Genomic DNA, 20,738 nt, shown 5'->3' with positions numbered 1-20,738 from the left:
ATCGCCTGCGGGGGCGCATCACCCGGGGCCGCCGTTGCCACCCCCCGGATCAGCACATGGGTGGGCGCGAGGCCTTGATGGGCCAAGTGAGCCAGCAGTTCGCCAAAGTCCGATTCCCGCGAGCTGTTCAATCGGTAGCGATCGCCCGGTAGCGGTTCAAAGGCCAGGCCCGGGAGCACCTGAATCACCCGCTGGAACCGGCAGCAATCGGGATGGGCCTGCACCGCAGCGGCCATGGCCGCTCCCTCGGCTTCGGGGCCAATCCAGAGGAGCACTTCACCGACCACGGGAGCGGCCACAGTTCCCGGAGCGGTTTCCGGGGCGATCGCCCGCCAATCGGGAATCAAAACCCCTACCGCTCCCTGGGACGAGGGCGGCTTTTTTGCCGAGGGTAAATCGGCAGAACGGGCTGGGGAACTCGCCGGGAGCGGCTCCGCTCGGCCGGTGTTGAGCGAAGCGGTCACGGGTTGGGCCGGCCGGGGAAACCAACAGGGGCGCAACTCAAACGGATAGGGCGGCAGGGTGACGCGGCGGGGTTTGGGCCCCAGCCACAGGGCTTCCCAATCCACCTCGGCTCCTTGAACCCAGGCGGTGGCCAGGGCAATGGGGGAATCGGGCCGGGTGCGAATCACTCGATCGTCTGGCCCACAACGCCCCACCAATCCTTGGGCGATCGGCCCGTCGGCCAAAAAGGCTTCCCATTGGCTCAACAGGTCATTGAGATTTTTGGCCACCACGGCCAAGCGATAGGGCAGGGCAACGCGCCCGGTTTGCAGCGTCCAAACCAGCGCCACCCAATCGATCGGGGCTTCCGTTGCGAAGAGTCCTGGGGCTGGGTTAGTGGTGGAGTCTGACTGGGGGGAGTTTTGGGGTTGGATCAGCGCCGATCGCAGTTGGCGCACCCAAGCTGCGAGTCGTTCCCGATCGAGGGCCGAAACCGGCACCACGTATTCCTCCTTCGACACCCTCAGGCCATCCGCAGTGACCGGGGCCACCGCTGGATTCAATGGATCAACGGCAGGGCGATCGAGGCCGTTGCGTTCAGTTCCCCCGTAATGCAAGTCTCCCGCACTCGATCCGTTGCGATCGATCCCTGGGCGATCCCACAGGGTTTGGGCCCTGGCCGGGTCGGGATTCGATCCCGATCGCCCCGACTCCGATCGATATTCCTCCACAATCAGGTGCGCATTCACCCCACCGGCCCCAAAGGAGCTGATACCCGCCCGCCGAGGCAGGCCGGGCCAAGCTTGCCAAGGCGTGGCCTGGGTTTGCACCCGCACCGGGGCTTGGTCAAAGGCAATATGGGGATTCGGATCGGTGGCATACAACGAGGGAGCCAACTGGCCATGGCGCATCTGGAGCAGCACTTTGGTGAGTCCCGCAATACCCGCCGCCGCCTCCAGGTGGCCAATGTTGGCCTTCAACGACCCGATCGCGCAGTAGGGCTGGTCATGGGTTCCGAGGGCTTCGGTTAGTCCCGCCACCTCGATCGGGTCTCCCAAGGTCGTGCCCGTGCCGTGGGCTTCGATGTAGGACAAGCTGTGCGGATCCACCATTGCATCCTGAAGCGCCGATCGAATCACCGCCGCCTGGGCCGTGGGGTTGGGCACGGTGTAGCCCGACACCTTGCCGCCACTGTTGACCGCCGAACCGCGAATGACTCCCCAGATTCGATCGCCATCCCGCTCTGCGTCGGCCAGGGGTTTGAGCACCACCACGCCCACCCCTTCGCCGGGAACCATGCCCGATGCTCCGGCCCCAAAGGGACGGCAAACCCCATCATTCGCCAACATCTTCAGTCGATGCAGGGCCAGCAGATGCCGAGGATGCAAAATCAGATTCACCCCACCGGCCAAGGCCGCCCGGCATTCTCCCCGCCGCAGACTTTGCACCGCCAGATGAATGGCCACCAGAGAAGAAGAGCAAGCCGTATCCACGGCCAAGCTGGGGCCTTGGAAATTGCAAAAGTAGGAAAAGCGATTGGCGATCGAGGACGGGGAAGCACCGGTCAGCACAAAATCGCCTTGCAGTGCAGCCTCGGCGGCCAGGAGCTGATATTCGCCATACATCACCCCCGCAAACACCCCAACGGCTCGCTGGGCGGCCGGATCGGGCGATCGCACCAGGGTACTGGGGGTTAAGCCCGCGTCTTCCAGCGCGGCCCAGGCCACTTCCATAAACAGCCGCTCTTGGGGATCAATCCCGGCCGCTTCCACAGGCGAAATGCCGAAAAAGCGGGGGTCAAAGGTATCGATCGCCCCTAACCAGCCCGCCCGCCGCGCCGTGGGATGCCCGGCCAATTCAAATTCAGGCGACTCAAATTCACGACCGGGCGGCGGTTCACTAATCGCATCGCGTCCGGTGATCAGGGTTTCCCAAAAGGCCGCCAAGTCCGGACTGCCCGGGTAACGACCCGCTAACCCCACAATGGCGATCGCCCCATCATCCACAGCCAGGTTCGTCGGGGCCATCGATCGATCTTGACTGGGGCCCTGGCTCGATCGACTCGTGGGCCCTGGGGCGATCGGCTCCGCAACCGGCTGGCCACCGCCCGCCAATTCCGGTGCGGGTGCGGTGGGGGTCAGTGATGTTGTTGAGGCTGAGATGGTTGAAGTTGAGACTGAGGCTGAAGTGGTCGATCGGGGCGCAGATGTCAGTGGTGATGGAACTGGTACTGGAACCGGTGCGGGCGGCAACCCTGGGGAGGGCGCTGACAGTTCCCCAGAAGACCCAGGGGCAGCCACAACCGACGGAGCCGCCGGCCGAGCCGCCGCCACCAAAGCAGCGATCGCCTCAGGCTTATTCGCCTCCAGCCATTGGGTCAACGCATCCAGCGAAGGGCATTGGAACAGCAGCGTTTGGGGCAGCAGGCCAAAGGTTTGCTCTAAGGCGCGAATCAACTCCAAGGTCACCAACGAGTCCACCCCATAGGTCTCGAAGTTGGCTTGGCGCGATAGGGTTGTGCCCTCCAGGCGCAACACTTGCCCAAACACCTGCCGTAAATGGGCCAACACCACCGCTCGGGAATCCCCTTCGGCCAGGGTGGGAGCCGCCACCGCCGATGAGGGTGCAGCGGCCGGAACCGATGGCGGAACCAGTCGATCGGGAACCATGGGGGCCCCTTGGGGAGCCGTCGCCACGGTGGGGCACTCAATCCAACCATCGCTCGCCCCCAGAATGATCGTCTCGATCGGCAAGCCCGCATCGGGCCGGGCAGGACTCGCCAGGTGAATGGATTGGAACCCGGCCGCCCGCAACAGGGCTTCCCACTGGGCGGGACTCAGGAGCGGCGCGTGGGGCAAGCGCCAATCCCCATCCCCAAACAGCCACCAGCCCTCCGTAAGTCCAAAGGTCAAGGTAACAAAGTCTTGAACCCGGGTTCCTTCGTTGAGCACCAGCAGACCGTGGCGCTTCAGCAGCCGTTTCGCTTCGCGCACGGAAGCGGTCACACTCTCCGTGGCATGGAGCACATTGGCCGCCAACACCAGGTCATAGCTACCGGGTGCAAAGGACTGGGCCGCCACATCTTGGGCAATATTCAACACCCGAAATTCACAGAAGGAGCGGCCTTGGGCCAAGGTCTGCTGGGCTTGGTGTACCAGGGTGGGCGAAATATCGGTGAAGGTGTAATGAACGCTGGCTGCATGGGGATCCAAGGCTTTCAGCACCGCAAAACTGGTTCCCCCCGTGCCGCCACCAATCTCCAAAATGCGGAAGGGCCGTTGGGGCGTGGGCTGGGCGGCCACCACCGCCGCGGCCACGGTGGCGGCGGTCAAGTCGTTGTAGTAATCCATCAGGGGATTGCCGCGATAGATCCCTTCCACCTGGGCAGCGGATCCGCGAGGAAAGAGAATCTCGAGGGGATCGCAGGCCCCGCGCAGGATGTCGCCATAGCGTTCTAAGCAGCGATCGAGCAGGGTCAGACAAGGATCAATGCCCACGTAGCGCGATCGCAGTCGATCGGCTTCGGCGGAGCTGTTGGCAATCCGGCGATCCATCTCCGGCGTGAGGCACAGGGGCGTTAAGCCCAACCCATCACCCTGTTCCGCCAAAAATCCGGCCCGGATCAGCAAGTCATCCAAGGCCCAGAGCAGGCGTTCATAGCGGGGCTGCACCGCCAGTTGCGTCATCACCGATCGCACAGACCAGCGATCGGCCGCCGATCGCAGCACCCCCAGTTGGCGCAGGGTAGCCAGCAGTCGTCCATGGGCATGGGCCTCAAGCTGCTGGAAGGCCTCGATCGACTCAGGCGCGATCGGGCGTTCTTGCACAAACCGGGCCATGGCCTGGGCCGCCGCCGGGAGCATGGGCGGGGCGATCGCCCCTGCCGGTTCCGTGGTCCAGCCCGTTAGCTGCAACTGATCCAAAATTTCCGGCGCAACCAGCATGGGCAAACATTGGCGCACTTCCCAACGCAACAACCGCGCCAGGGTTTCCACCCCTTCGGCGGTGTTGATGCCCAAAATGCCCTGCTTTTCAATGCGTCGGCTATAGAATTCCGTGGCTACAATGCCCGTTTCGCGCCAGTAGCCCCAGTTAATGATCTGGATCCGGGGCCCCGTGGGCGGCAGCGCCAAGGCAAAGGCATCTTGGAAGGTGCAACCGGCCGCGTAGTTACTTTGCCCCGCATTCCCCATCAAGGCATTGGCCGACGAGAAGAAGATCAGAAAATCCAGGGGTTGTTGGCGAGTCAGTTCCACCAACAGCCAACTGCCCGCCACCTTGGGAGCCAGGGCCGCTTGCAGGGCCGCCGGGGTCATGGTGCGCAGGCTGGCATCTTGTAACACCAGGGCGGAATGAATCACTCCTCGCAGGGGCCCCCAGGTTTGCTGAATCTCTTGGATCAGACCGGCCATGGCGACGGGATCCGCCACATCGACCGCTCGGTATTGGGCGATCGCCCCCAAAGCCGTGAGTTCCCGCAGTTGGGCGGCTCGCCCTTCGGTGAGGGGGCGGCGACCCGTCAAAATCAACTTGACCCCGGTGATTGCCGCCAGACATTTGGCCGCTTCGTAGCCAATGCCAGTCATGCCACCCACGATTAGGTAGCAGCCACCGGGATGAATCGGCAAGGGCCGCGGATCCGGCGGCAAGGCCATGGGCTGAATCGCCCGCCGCAGCCGACGTGTTCCCCGATAGGCCAGCTCCAACCCCGGTTCCGCCGCTGGTTCCGTGGCAATTCGGCGGGCCAGGTGGGCGAATGGGTTCGTTAGATCAGTGAGATCAAGGCGATCGATTGGCTCAACCAGCTCCAGATCCACCCGGCTGAGATCCAAACAGGTCACCGCCAGATCCGTGAATTCCCGGGACAGGGCCTTGGTGAAGCCAATTACCGTGGCTTGCCAGGGCTGAATCGGCCCGACTCCCACGGCTTGGGCATCTTGGGTGATCACCCGCAGCCGCGCTCCCGATCGCCACAGTCGATGCCGATCGAGGCCTTGGATCAGATGAAACAGGCTGACCACCCCTTGATCTTGCAGGGCCGTCAGTTCCGCAAGGCTGGCGGGCGCGATTCGACTCCCCGCCGCCAGGAAATAGATCGTTTCCAAGGGGGGGAGTTGTGACCAAATTGGCTCCCAATCACTGGCCGCCGCGCCCACTTGCCAATGGTTCGGGCCCAGGGATTGGTGGGATCCCGCAAGCTGCACTTGATAGGTCGGAGCCGAGGGGTGCTGTGCTTGCAAGGCCGCTGCCAAGGGCCGATCGCCCGGTGCATAAACCATTAACACCGCCCCGGATCCGGGAGCGATCGGCTCTGGCCAAGGAGTTTCTTGCCAAACGGGCCGGTAGCAGGGCACGGCTTCCACGGCACTGGCTGGGGCCGCCGGGGAACCGGCCAGGGCGATCGCCCCCTCGGAACCGAGGGCCACAGGTGCGCCGTTGTGGGCAGGAACTGGCCCAGCTCCCACGGGCAGCCCCGATCGGGACAGGCCCTGACCATAGCCCCCCGGAACCAAAGGCGGAATTCCAGGATGGCCATTGGGCGATGTGCCCAGCAAGCTGCCTTCCGTGCGCAAGGGACGGAGGGTAAAGGTGTTGATGCGGATCAAGTCCTCACCCGCCAGGTTTGTGATCCGTAAATCAAAGGAATATTCCGAGATGGGTGCTTGCGAAGGCCGCACATAAACCCAGCAATCCTTCGTGAGGGGTTGCAGGATTTGCAAGGTGGCAATCGAGGCCGGCAGTAGCAGGGGCAAATCGGCCGCCCGAGGAGCCAACAGGCCCATCACACATTGCAACGCCCCATCCAGCAACGAGGGGTGCAGCGCCATCCGAGGCAACCAAGCCAATTCTGAGGCGGGCGCTTTCAGCTTGCCCAGGGCCTCAAAGGGGCCGGCCCACAATTGCTCAACGGTGCGATACAGCGGGCCATGAACCACATCGCGGCCATCCACCAGGTCGTAGAACGCCTTTTGCGTCCAAGCGCTGCCACAACGTCGTTGCACGGCATCGGGATCGAGTCTGGGGGTTTCCGAGGGCGATGGAGCGCTGGGGGTAGAGATCCAAACGGCGGTGGCACAGGGGCGATCGGGCGATGCCGTGACCCCGCTGGGATCTGTCTCCATGCTGGCTTGCAATTGCAGCAACAACCGCGAGTCCTGGGTTTGCCATTGGGGAACCAACGCCATGCCCGCCTGCACCGGGTGCAACCAACCGATATCCCGCAGTTCCCCGATCGGGTGGCCCGCCGCCTGGCCGGCTTCCAGCATCTGTTGCAAAATCGCTGCACCAGGTAAGACGGCTGTGCCCTGCACATGATGCTGACTCATCCAAAAGGTGAGATCGCGGGTGGGGGTTGGGGCCGGGGATAGGGCTGAGGGGGTGGGCTGGGGCGACCGTTGCACCCAGTAGCGGGTGCGATCGAACGGATAGCGCGGCAAATCCACCAACCGGCCCGGCTGCGGGTAAAGCGCCGTCAGATCCGACAGGGTTCCCGCCACAAACTCCGCCGCCAAAGACAACAGGAAGGGGCGATCGCTCCGGCCGCTTTGGAGCAGTTGAGCCACCTGGGCCCGCTGGGTGTCGCTCAGTGCGCCATCGGGCGTGAGGATCGGATCGTCCGACGGGGTAATCAACCAGGACTGAGCTGGTGTGGCTTCCGGGGCGATCGCCCGAGGCGTAATTACCAACAGGGCCTGGTGAATCTGTCGCAGGTTGGCCAGTTGTTCATCCCAACTGCTGGCCACCCAAGCCGCCCGCACCGCCAAGTGGCTGCGCTTGGTTGCCAGGGTCACGGCCAAATCCGCCAGGGGCAGCGGCTCTTGGCTGGTCAGGTGCTGGAGCAAATCCGCCACCCGTTGTCGCAATTGGGCCCGATCGCGCGCCGACAGCACCAACAGATATTCCGGGCGGGCGGGCAGGGCCGGCGCGGCCACCTCGGGAGCCGCCGCCAAGACCATGTGGCAGTTCGCCCCATTGGCCCCAAAGGAGCTGATGGCGGCTAGGCGCGGGGTCTGAGTCCAAGGGCTGCCGTAGGGATCCAACCGCAGGGGGCTGGCATCCAGTTGGATATGGCCATTCAGACCGGTGGAGAGGGGGCAAGGGGGCAATGATCGATGCTTCAGGGCCAACACCACCTTCAACAGGGAAGCAATCCCGGCGGCAGTCAAGGAATGACCAATCACCCCTTTCACGGAGCCGATCGGGATGGAAGCGGGGGGCAGATCAGCGGCGCGGAGGGCATCGCTCAGGGCATGGAGTTCGATCGGATCGCCCAAGGGCGTACCCGTGCCATGGGTTTCCACATAGCCGATCGATCGGGGATCCAGGCCAAACCGCTGATAGACCTCCTGAATGAGGGTGGTTTGGGCCGGGCCGCTGGGGGCCGTGAGGCTGCTGGTTTTGCCATCCTGATTGGTGCCTGACCCTTGAATCACCGCATGGATCCGATCGCCATCGGCCAAGGCCCGATCCAGGGGTTTCAAAATCACAACCCCCACCCCTTCGCTGATCACAATGCCATCGGCGCTGTGGTCAAAGGGTTTGCAGGTTCCCGTGGGCGACAGCATTCCCACCTTGCCCAGCAGCAGGTGCAGCCGAGGCGTGGCCAACACGCTCACCCCACCCGCGATCGCCAAGTCGCAATGGCCCTGCTCGATACTTTCGCAGGCGGTATGCACCGCAATTAGGGACGAAGAACAGGCCGAGTCGATCGCCAGGGTCGGCCCCTTCAGGTTCAACCAGTAGGCAATGCGTGCTGGCAACATGGCCCCCGCGTTACCCGTGAAGGTGTAGCCATCCACCGGTAGCCCCGATGCCAGCAACAGTTCCCAATAGTCGCCACTCGACGCGCCCACAAACACGCCCGTGCGGCTGCCATCCAAGCGCTGCTGCGGATAGCCCGCATCCTCCAGGGCGGCCCAGGTTTCCATCAGCAACAGGCGCTGCTGCGGATCCATAAACTCCGCTTCCCGAGGCGAAATTTGGAACAGGGCCGGATCAAACGCCCCCACGTCATCGAGGAAGCCCCCGTGGCGGCTGGGGGTTTTGTGGGGAGCCAGTCGATCGGGGTCATAGATGGCCCGCCAATCCCAGCGATCGGGCGGCACTTCACCCACCACCGGCTGGCCCCGTTGGATCACCTGCCAAAATTCCGCCAAATTCCGGGCCCCAGGAAACTGGCCGGCCATGCCAATGATCGCAATTTGCCGACCGGGGGGCTTGGTTCCAGGCGAGGACACCGGGGGCGTGGCCGCTTGGGGTAAGGGCGCGGCCTCGGGAGCGGGAGCCGTCCCGATCGGCGGTGCGGCAGGCCGTCGCCAATGGGGAAAGGCTTGCTCAATGTGGCGGGCCAATTGCTGCCCGGTGGGGTAATTGAACAGATCCGTTGATCGCAACTCAATGGCCAATTCAGCATTAAGCAACTTGGCTAGCTCGATCGCCACGATCGAATCAACCCCCAAATCGGCAAAGGGACGCTTGGGATCCAGGCGATCAGCCGGCACATTCAGATAATTCGCCAACAATTCCACAACCCGTTGCTCACAGCGATCGGGGCCCCCCTGGGCCGAAACAGGCACGGCGGGCGCGGGCTGGAAGGATGGTTGAGGCGCTTGATTGGCGAATTGATTGGCGAATGGGCCAGAGGCTGGGCTGGGTAATGGATCCGACGCCTGATCAGTCACTCGATCGGACGCAGGGGAAACCGCCTGGGCCGCAGACTGCGGACTACGTTGAGCCACAATCAAACTTTGCAGGTAAGTCTCAGGTGATTGGGGATGGCGCACCCCCAAGGTGCGCACCCGGGGAAAGCCTTGGGCCGCCAGGCAACGCCGCCAATTCAACGGGGTCAGCAACGGTGAGTGGGGAATGCGGTTGGGGGCATCCTCAAACAGCCACCAGCCCCGAGTTAAGCCAAAGGTGAGGGTTGCAAAAACCTCGAAGTGACAAACTTCGCTGAGAATCACCAACCCTCCAGGGGCCAGGAGCTGATGCACTTGGGCCAGGGTGTGATCAATGCGGCGCGTGGCATGGAGCACGTTGGCCGCGCAAATAATGGCAAATTGACCGGGGGCAAACCCTTGGCTGGCCAAATCCGCTTCAATGTCCAGCGGAGCATAGCGGGTGAAGGGATACTGCTCGCCCCAGCGATTGCGCCCCCGGTGGACAAAGGCCGGCGACAAATCCGTAAAGTGATAGGTCACCTGGGAGCCGAGGGGAGCCAAGGCTTGCAATACCCCAGCGGTGGTCGCGCCGGTTCCCGCACCAATTTCCAGAATTTGAATCGGTGCTGAGCCGGACTGGGCCACCCGATCGCGCACAGCCGTGGCCACCGCCGTGGCCACCAACCCGTTGAAGTGATCCGCAAGGGGAGTTTCACGGTTGATCGCTTCCACCCAGGGCAAAACCTCGGGGGTGTAGAGCAAATCCGTGACGGCCAAGCGCCCGGCCAACAAATCCGGGTAATGATTCAGGCACAGTTGCAGCAGATCGAGATAGGGGCGGCAGGCTGGGCATTGGCTGCGCAGTTCTGCCTCCAAGCGCGATCGCGTGGCGGCCACTTGGGAAGCGCAACCTTCGGGGCGATCGGGATTCAGCGCCAGTTCCCCCGCCACCTCCACCAGCCATCCGGTGTTTTGGAGAATCGCCAACAGGCCCGCAAACAGCAATTGATGGTCTGGGGAAAGCTGAATCAAGGACTGCAAAGCGGCGGGGGCGATCGGGCGGTGGGCTTCTCGCAGGGCCCCCGCCTGTTGGAAGGTGGCCAACAGTCCCAACGCACCCAAATTATCCAGACGCTCAAACACCATTTCCCAACCGACGAGCGGGTCTCCCTGCTGGCTGGCTTGGGCCTCCACCCGGTGCAAGGTGCGATCGAGCCAATCCTCAATCGGTGGCTCCGGCGCGAGGGGAGTTGGTTCCGTGGGTTCGATCGGGGCCACTGGGATCACCGGGGTGGCCAGGGTCGGAGCCACCGGGGGCGTGAGGGCGCAAATGTCTCGCTCAAAGGCGTAGGCGGGCAAGGAAATCCGCCGGCCGGGCGGCCCTTCCCAAACCTCAGACCAGGCGATCGCCGCCCCCGACAGAAACTCCCGGATCTGGGCCGCATGGGGCAAGGAGGCGGGCACGGCCGCCGGATCCCGCAGGGGCGAGGCCGTCACCAAATCCGCCGTCCACTGCACCACCAACACCGCCCGACAGTCGAAATGCTGCCGGCCAAAGGTCAGCGTCCAGGCCACATCCGCCAAGGAAGCGGCCGAATTACGATCGGCCCAGGCGGCCAATTGGGCCAAATTACGCTCCAGGGCCGGGCGCGATTGGGCCGACACCGGAATCACCCGCCAAGGCAAGCTAAACGAACTGGTGGGCAAGGGTTCCCGGGCCGGGCCCTCTTCAATCACCACATGGGCATTCGTGCCGCTGAAGCCAAAGGCACTCAAGGCCGCCCGCCGGGGACGATCCCCCTGGCGCGGCCAGGGCTGCGGCTGTGTGGGCACATAAAACGGGGATTGCTGCCAATCAAAGGCCGGATTGGGCGTTTGCAGATGTAATGAAGCGGGCAAGGCCTCATGCTTCAAGCTCAGGAGCACTTTGATGAAGCCCGCCATCCCTGCCGCTGCCATGGCATGGCCAATGTTGCCCTTCACCGAGCCGATCGCACAGAACTGCTTAGCATCGGTCCAATGCCGAAACGCCTTCGTGAGGGCTTGCAGCTCGATCGGGTCGCCCAGTTTTGTGCCCGTGCCATGGGCTTCCACATAGCTCAGGGTGCTGGGGTCAATTTGCCCCTTGGTGTAGAGGGCCTGTTCCAGTTCCGTTTGGGCTTGGACATTGGGAGCCGTAATCCCATTGGAGCGCCCATCCTGGTTCATGCCCGAAGCCCGAATCACCCCATAGATTGGGTCGCCGTCCCGTTGGGCCTCGCTGAGGCGCTTCAACATCACCACCCCGCAACCTTCGGCCGGCACAAACCCATTGGCCGCTTGGTCAAAGGGACGGCATTGATTCGTGGCCGACAGCATCCCGCTGTAGTCCAAAAATTGATGCACCCTGGGCGAGAGCAACAGCAGGGCCACCCCGCCCGCCAGGGCCAAATCACAATCCCCTTGCAGCAATCCCTGACAGGCCAAATGCAAGGCCACCAGGGAGGAAGAACAGGCGGTATCCACGGGAATCGCCGGGCCTTTGAGGTTGAGGTGATAGGCAATCCGCGCAGGCAAGATGGCCATGGAGGATCCCAAGGAAGCCATGGCGTTGGGTTCGCGGTTGGCCGATCCGTTCTGGCCGTCCTGGCTATCGAGGCCATAGAAGTTGTGGGCGGCTCCCACGTAAACGCCACAGCGCGTGTCTGCAAGGGATTCGGGAGCATACCCAGCATCCTCGATCGCCTTCCAAGCCTCTTCTAGGAAAACCCGCTGTTGGGGATCCATTTGGGCCGCTTCCCGAGGAGACAGCCGGAAAAAGAGTGGATCAAAGGCCAGGGCATCGGGCAGCAACCCCCCTCGCAGGGGCCGATCGCTGGCAATTCCCCATCGTTCGGTCAGGTCTGAGAAGGGCGTTTGTCCCGATCGCAGCACGTCCCAAAATTCATCCGCATTGCGGGCCCCGGGGAACCGGCAGGAGAGACCAATCACCGCGATCGCCTCTGTCCCGGCGCGATCGGGAGCGGTTCCGACCGGGGTTTGCGGCCTGGCGACCTGGGAATTCCCGGCAGTCATACCCGCAGGAGCGGCCATACCCACAGGAGCGGCTGCCGTCAGCTCCGCCGCCACCCCTGAACCCAGCGATGGATTGATCCGGGCTGGACTGATCACCGGATCCACCACTGGGGGCGGGGCCGGTGCTGTCGGAGCCGGGGTTGCCGCCACCTGGGATTCCAAATAGGTGGCCATCTCCAGGGGCGTGGCATAGCGATAAAAATCCGTGGGGGCAATCTCGCTGCCAAACCGGGCATTGATGCGCCGGGCAATCTGGGAAGACAGGATCGAGTCCACCCCCAAATCCGAAAACGTTTGCTCAGGATCCGGGTGGTGATCCATCTCCAGCACCGCCGCGATCATTTGCCCCAACTCTTGACTAATGGCCAAAATGCGCGCAGGAGAGGGGCGATCGTCAGGAGCGATCGGGACAGGAGCGACCGGGACAGGGGCGATCGGGACAGGGGCGATCGGGACAGGAGAATTGGCGGCGGGCCCAGCCAAGCCAGGAGCCACCGCCGGGGGGCTGGCGGCCGCAGTCCGGGCCGCAATGAAGAGCTGTTGATAGGCATTGCCCAGTCCCGACTTGGCCGTTGAGCCGGGGGGGGAGCTGACCGTTAACCCGGCCTCCGCCAGCAGTTGCACCCAGTTTTGGGGAGGCAGCAGGGGGGAATGTTCCAGGCGCACCGCCGGATCCTCGAAGGCCCACCACCCATCCAGCAGGGCGACGGTGATGGTTTGGCAGTCCGATTTGCGGGTTAGCTCATTCAGCAGCAACAGGCCACCGGGTTTGAGCAGTTGGGCAAGGTGACTGAGCGATTGCTGAATTTGGCGCGTGGCGTGAACCACATTGGTCGCCACGATCGCGTCGTAGACCCCCAATTCAAAGCCTTGGGCTTCGGCGGATCGATCGAGATCAAACAGCCGAAACTGCATGAAAGGATAGGTCTGGCCAAAGGCCGCCTTACCCGCCTGCAAAAAGCTTTGGGACACGTCGGTGAAGTCATACACCAGCCGATCGGCCAGGGCCGCCACGGCCGGTAGCGTAAATTGCGTGGTGGAACCGGTTCCCGCACCCACTTCCAAAACCCGCAGGGGCCGCCCCGGTTGGGCCGCCATCCCGCCGCCCAAGGCCGCCGCCAGCACCTGGTTAAAGTGATCCACCCAGGGATTGTCGCGATACATCCCCGTCACCAAATCCAGGGATGAGCCAGGGAACAAGATTTCCGTGGCCAGTTTCTGCCCTTGCAGAACGGCCCCGTAGTCCGCCACGGTCAAACAGGCCTCCAGGACTCGAGTGAAGCCCACCATGTCCGGGTAGCGCTGCACAAAATCCCGGTGGCGCTCCGCCAGGGTCGTGGGGCCGAGGGCGGCCCGGATCGCCGGCAGGGCTGGGCCCGATCGAACCGCTTCCCCATCCCCCCGCAGTTCCAACACTTGCTGGGCCGCCAGCAGGTTGCAGTGGGCCTTCAAAAGGCGCTCGTATTTGGGCGATCGATAGAGCCGTTGTCGCAACTGCTCCAGAGTCCGCCACTCTCCCGGGGCCGGAAACAGATCAAACTCCACCCAAACACGGATCAAATACCAGCGGCTGAGGTCGTCGAGTTCCTCCAGGGCTTGGATATAGCGAGGCACATCCAGGGTCGATCGGGTCACGTAGTCTTGGGCTGCCAACCGGGCTGATTGGCTCGGATCGGCCACCGTCGGCCCCGAGTCAGCCCCGTGATTCGTCAAAGGGTCTGACGGGCGGAATCCCAGCAGATCCAGCACCTTGGCGGAAGCCCGCAGGGGAAGGGACTGGCGCAGGCCCCGTTGCCAAACCATGGCGAACGATCGCAGGCCCAGGGCACGCCCCATGGCCTGCACCCCCCATTGGGCGAGGCGGGTGCGGCCGGCTTCCGTGGACAGTTGGCCCACATCTCCCCAAAATCCCCAGTTGATCACCGAGGCAGACAGGCCTTGCACATCCTGGAGATAGGTTGCAAAGGCATCTTCAAAGGCACAGGCGGCCACATAGTTGGCGCTGCCCGGCGTGGGCGCAAAGGAAGCCAGGGAGGAGAAGAATAAAACGAAGTCTAGGGGATCTTCGCGCAGGGCCTCGACCAAGGCCACACTGCCGGCCACCTTGGGGGCGAGCACGGTGCGATAGGCCTTGGCCGGCATGGCGGTCAGGGGATGATTATCCAAAACCATGGCGGAATGGATCGCCCCGGTGATGGGGCCAAACTGTTGTCGGGCTTGGGTCAGGGCCGCCCGCAACGCCGCCCGATCGCTCACATCCGCCTGTAGATACAGGGCATCGCCGCCCCGTTGGCGAATTTGGGCGATCGCCTGGGTTTGGCGCTCTCCTTGGGGCGATCGCCCGAGCAATACCAACCGGGCCCGCACCTGATCCGCCAGCCATTGGGCCACCTCCAGCCCCACCCCAGACGCACCGCCCACAATTAGGTAAACACCCCGATCCCGCAGGGTCGAGATCGCGGAACCCTGGGATCGATCGGGATTCGCAGTGGCCGGGGTCGGTTCCGCCTCAGCCATGCCACGCACCCAACGCTCACCCGATCGCCAGGCTACCTCCAGGGCCCCATCACTCCCCAGTTCCCCGACAATTTGGGCCGCCGCTGGGGCGGGATCCGTTGCCTCTAAATCAACGCAAACCACGGGCAAGCTGGGGCATTCAGCGCGGCAGGCCCGGCCCAAGCCGATCGCCGGTGCGGCCCAAGGCTGCATGAGGCGATCGCCCGGAACCACCGATTGGGCCCTTTGGGTCACAATTCGCAACAGGGGCAGCGGATCGTGACGGTGGGCCAAGACCTGAATGCCTTGTAGGAACGCCCAGGAATCATCCACCGCATCCTGCCAGTCGCAGGCATCCATCATCCCCAAGAAGTCAATGCTGGCGATCGGGGTCGTCTGGGCCAGCCAATTGCGCCACAGGGTTTCTCCCGCCAAGGGATTGAGGGTCAGCACCTGGCTGGTTTCCCCCAAGCTGCGATAGTGCTGGGCTAGGGCTTCGGCCCAAGGGGAGGGCGATCGCTGAACAATCAAATGCAGCCCGGGCCGTTGGGACGGGGCCACGGGCAGAGGAGCCGCAAACCAACGCGGCACCAACAGGCGAAAGTCTTCTTGATCAGTGGGCTGTTCAATGAACTGATCGATCGGCTGAGGGGCAGCGGACGATCCAGCAGACGATCCAGAGGGAGCAAACATCAACTCTTCATCCGCCTCCACGGGCCAGTAGCGCACTCGTTCAAAGGGATAGGTGGGCAGGGTCAACAGACGGCGGGGCTGCGATCGGGGCATGGCTTCCCAGTCGGGATCGCCCCCTTGAACCCACCACCGGGCAATTTTGGCGTAGCGCCGCGCGGCCCAAAGGTCGGGCAAGGTGGGAGCCTCGGCCTCGGCGGCCTCTTGGCTTTGGGGCGTGACGCGGCCCACCCACCCCTGAGGCAGGGTCGCTTCGGTCAAAAAGGCCTGCCACTGTTCACAGCAGTCCGCCGCCGAGGCCGCCACCAGGGCCAAACGATGGGGCATGGCGGCCCGGCCCACCTGCAACGTCCAAGCAAAGTCGCGCCAAGCATCACCATCGGGGGATAAATCCCGCAGATGTTGCAGCAATTGCTCCACTTGGGCCCGCAAGGCGGCGGCGGATTTGGCTGAAACAACGATGATTTCTTCGGGGATTTCTCCGGGGCTTTCGGTGGTTGCTGAGGTTGCGCCCGTTCCGGCATCGGTTGCCCCGTCAACGGCCCCGTTAATGGCCCCGCCAACGGCGCGATCACCTGCGGGGAGAGGCGTTGCGGAACCGGAAACCGGCGACAACTCCCGCCGGACAGACTCCGGCCCCTCTTGCACAATCAGATGCACATTGGCTCCCCCGGCTCCAAAGCTGCTGAGGGCCGCCCGCCTTGGGCGGTGAGTTTCGGTTGGCCAAGGGGTGCGATCGGTTTGCAGATAAAACGGAGTTTCCGCAAACGGAATCAGTGGGTTTGGCGTTTCGCTGTGGCGAGAAGGCACCAGTTCGCGATGCTGGAACTGCAACAGAATTTTGGTTAAACCGGCAATGCCCGCCGCCGATTCCAGGTGGCCAATGTTGGACTTGACGGAGCCGATCGCACAAATTTGGTTGGCGGCGGTGTGTTTGCGCCAAGCCTCCGTCAGGCCCCGAATTTCGATCGGATCCCCAAGGGCGGTTCCTGTGCCATGGGCTTCCACATATTGAATCGTGGCGGGATCAACCTCCGCCTGTTCCAAGGCATCCAAAATCAAATCCGCTTGGGCCAGGGGATTGGGTACGGTATAGCCCTGGGTGCGGCCGGCGGAGTTCATGGCCGATCCTAAAATTACGCCCCGGATTCGATCGCCCGCCGCCAGGGCATCGGCCAAGGGACGAATCAGAATCGCCCCCACGCCTTCACCATCCACAAACCCATTGGCCCCCGCCCCAAAGGCCCGGCATTGGTCACCGGGCGCGAGCATCCGCAATTGGCTGAGGTTCACCAGGTGCAGGGGATGCAAAATCAGATTCACCCCGCCAGCGATCGCAGCTCGACATTCACCCCGCCGAATGCTTTCACAGGCCAAGTGAATCGCCGCCAACGAGGAGGAGCAGGCCGTATCCACACTCACGCTGGGCCCTTGGAAGTCAAACAGCCAGGAGGTGCGATTGGCCACGGACCAAAAGGCCGCATGGGCCCCGGCCCGTTGCCCCCGTTGCCACTGCTCGATCGCGTAGAGCTGGTAGTTGCTGTAGGTAATTCCCGCAAAGACCCCCACATCATTGCGATTCCCCGGCAACCGCCGCCCCGCCCGATCGCCCTCGGCCTTGGCCCGGCGAACGGCCGCTTTCAGGCGCTGGGGCGGATAGCCCGCATCTTCCAAACAGGCCCAAACGGTTTCTAAAAACACCCGTTCTTGGGGATCCATGTCCCGCGCTTCCCGGGGGGAGATGCCAAAGAAGGCCGCGTCAAATTTATCCGCGTCCTGAATGAACCCACCCCAGCGGCTGTAGCTCTGGCGATCGCCCCCTTGAGGGTCAAAAATCTGCTGCCAATCGAAGCGATCGGCGGGCACTTCTTGAATGGCGCTGCGACCGGCGGCCAGGGTTTGCCAAAAGGCTTCCAAGGTTTCGCCCTGGGGATAGCGACCCGCCAGCCCCACGATCGCCAAGGGTTGGTCACCGTTGGTGGGCAGTGAGTCCATGGCCGCCATGGCCGCTGCTTCGGGGGCCACCGGGGGGCGATCGGGTTCCTCGGCAGTGAAGGGGGCCGCATTGGGAACATCGGGAGCCATCGGGTCGATCGCGGGCGTTTTGGACACCGGGGAGCTAGTCACCGGGGAGTCGATCGCGATCGAAGGGGTTGACACCGAATGGCTAGACGGTGAGGGAGGGAGCGTTGGACTGGTTAACGCGGGACTGGGGGCCGGGGGCAAGGAACTGGCATGGTTTTGATCGAAATAAGCCCCTAAGCGGCTCAGGGTGGGGTATTCATAGAGCAAGGTTTTGGACAGAGACCCGTAGTGACGCTCCAGGGCTTCGGTTAACTGCAACACCGTCAGCGAATCCACCCCCATCGCCTCAAAGGTGGCCTCGGTGGCCAGTTCGGCGGGATCCATTTTCAAAACTTGGGCAAAAATTCCCTTCAGGGTTGCCCGATGACTGGCGGCCGATTGGGGCGATCGCCCAGATTCTGGGCCCGCAGGGGCCTTTGTGTTGGGATCGTTATTTGCGTTATTTGCACCATTGGTGCTTTCGGTACTGGCCTGGGTGCGCGGGTTCGCACCGGGATCAGTGGCCAACCGGGGGGCGATCGGGAGCAGGGCCGTTTCGGGGAGCCAACCGTCACTTTCCGCCACAATCACGTGATAGGGCGCACTGACCGGGCCGATCGCGCTGGCCGCTGGGGATCCGAGGGCGATCGCCCGAACCCCTTGAAACCCCGTGCTGACCAAATGGGCTTCCCAACCTTGGGGATCCAACAGGGGGCCCCCGGGCAGGCGTTGTTGGTCAGGGTCGTGGGCCCACCAGCCCTTGGTGACCCCAAAGGTCATGGTCGAGAAAAGCTGGCTGGAGGTGGCTTCCGCCAAAATCAGCAGGCCATGGTTGCCCAGCAGCAACTTCGCCCGGCTCAGGGTGGCATCCATATTCGCCGTGGCATGGAGCACATTGGCCGCCAAGACCACATCGAAACTCCCCGGGGTGAATCCCTGGGCGATCGGGTCTTGTTCAATGTTCAAGGTTTGGAACTGGCAGCCGCGATAGTGACCCAGGCGATCGGTGGCTCGGCGCACCAAGGCAGGGGAAATATCGGTGAAAACATAGCTGAGTTGCGGGTGATCTTGCAGGGCTGCCAAAACGACGGCGGCCGTGGCTCCCGTGCCTGCTCCAATTTCCAGAATCCGCAGGGGGCGATCGAGGCCCCGTTCCGCTTGCCAGGCCGCCAACACCGCCACCACCGTGGCATTCATGCGCTGGGCCAAAGACCCACTGGCATAGACCGGAGCCACCAGCTCACTGGAACCCTGGGGAAACAAAATTTCATGGCCCGCCACTTCCCCCCGCCACAGCCGGGGATATTGCGCCACACAGGCGGATAGCAACTGGAGATGGGGAGTCAGTTCGGGGAACTGCTGGGCCACCCGATCGCGCACCGATTCCCACTGGGCGGCCTGGTCGCGCCAGCCGGGTCGGGCCGCCGCCGCTTCCCACAGGGGAAACAGGGCCAGACTCAGTGCCCGGGCCCCTTCGTGGGTGGTGGCCAGGTCAGAGCGCTGCGGAAAAGCCGCCAACAGCGCCAACTGGCTCACTTCCTCCAAGACCGCCAAGGACTCGGCCAGGGCCTGATCTGCCACCGGATCCGTCCGATCGCCCATGCGGGTCAGGGCCGCCGATAGGTAGGCTCCGGCATCGGGCAGTTGACTTTGCACGGGGCGATCGCCCGTTAACCCCAACTCCCGGCGCATCGCCTCCCCACAGCGCAAGACCAGGGCCTGACGCAGACCACTGCCCAGCATCCAAGCAAACCCCGCCAACCCGAGGGCGCAGTCAATGGCCGCCACCTCCAGTTGCGCCATGCGGGCCCGGTAGTCGGGGGAGGCCACAATGCCCACCTCTCCCCAAAACCCCCAATTCAGGCACTGCACTTGAATCAAACCGGAGCCGGCCAACTGACCCGCCCAAGCATCCTTGAACGTGCCACCGGCCACATAGTTGGCTTGGCCCGGCGTGCCATAAAACACATTGGCCGAGGAGAAGAAAACCAACAGCTTGGCCCCGGAGGCGATCGCCGCCTGGGATAGGTACAGGGATCCCGCCACCTTGGGAGCCAACACACGGGCCGCCGCCTCCTCCGTCAGCCGATGGAGAGCGCTATCTTCCAGAATCAGGGCCGAGTGGATGACCGCATCGATTTGGCCAAAGCGATCGAGCGCGGTTTGAAAAGCTTGATGCAGTTGCTGCGGATCGGTCATATCCGCCTGTAGATAGATCGCCTCGCCGCCCGCCTGTTGAATTTGGGTGAGTTGCTGTTGAATGGTCTCGTTCAGGGCCCGCCGGCCCAGCAACACCACCCGCGATTGGCACTGCTCTGCCAGCCATTGGCCAATGGTGTGCCCAATGCCGCCCGTGCCGCCCGCAATCACCACCACCCCCTGGGGAGTCAGCATGGGGCTAGGCTGGGAGCCGCCCGTGGTGGGGCTGGGGCCGGAGAGTTGGGCGAGGGTTTGCACAAACCGCCGGCCCCGTCGCCAGGCGATCGCGCGGCCCCAGGGATCCCCCGGATCCGCCAGCAGTTGTTGGAAACCAGCGGCGGCCGTGGTGGCGTTCTGCCAATGGGGATCGTAAAGATCGAGGTCAAAACCGGTGACCCGCAGGCTGGGATATTCCCGCCGCAGAACTTTGACAATCCCCGCCAAGACGGCTCCCATGGGCAAGTTGGGGGGCGAGGTTTGTTCCGAATCCAGCACCCGGTGGGTATTGAAGGTGATCAGCTTCAGGGTGAGGTTGGCGGCTTTGCCCTGGTGATGGATGGCCCGAATCAGGCGCAGCAGGGCGGGAATGGTTTCCGCTTCGAGGGTGGCCAAAGCTGAAGCGGGTGACTGCCAATCGGTGCTCGGCTCGCGATCGACCCAAAGGATGGTGAGCGGCTCGATCGCCCCTTGCAAATCCGCCCTCAAGGCCGCTTCGGAGGCTGAATCAGTGGCCCACGATCGCAACTGAGCCGAGGGGCCCAGCACCGTCGCGAGCTGCTGAATCCATTGGTGCTGTAGGTCGCGGGAATGGGGGTCGGCGCAATGGACAGCCGGCTTGGCCCCGTTGATCGAGGGGCGATCGCCCGGAATTTCCGGAGCCGCCTCAACCGCTGCCCCATAAATCCAAATCGGGGTAGCCGTTGCGGTGGCCGGCGGCACAGTCGGAGCCGACAGCAAATGCCAAGCCGGACGATAGAGCACACCGGTTAGATCCAAATCCGTCAAGGGTAATTGCGGAGCACCCTGGGGTTGAACCTCAGCCTGCGTCTCCCCCACAGCCAAGCGACGAGCTGCCTCCTGGGGGGACAGTTGTCCCATTTGGACTTGTTTTAAAATCTCAACCCGGTTCAT

At 63.5% G+C, this 20,738-nt stretch carries 1 protein-coding gene (running past one end of the window); it reads right to left on the bottom strand.

Going from position 1 to position 20,738, the window contains the following annotated elements:
• A protein-coding gene (locus tag H6G52_RS12315; RefSeq protein WP_190528659.1) for an SDR family NAD(P)-dependent oxidoreductase crosses the window boundary here: on the bottom strand, window positions 1-20,738 show its 5' portion. 8,293 nt of this gene lie to the left of the window's left edge; only the first 20,738 of its 29,031 coding nucleotides appear in the window; it begins with the start codon at window positions 20,736-20,738; the stop codon falls past the left edge of the window.

The sequence above is a fragment of the Limnothrix sp. FACHB-881 genome (genome assembly GCF_014698135.1).
Taxonomy (GTDB): domain Bacteria; phylum Cyanobacteriota; class Cyanobacteriia; order CACIAM-69d; family CACIAM-69d; genus CACIAM-69d.
This window is presented reverse-complemented; position numbering and strand designations above follow the sequence as displayed.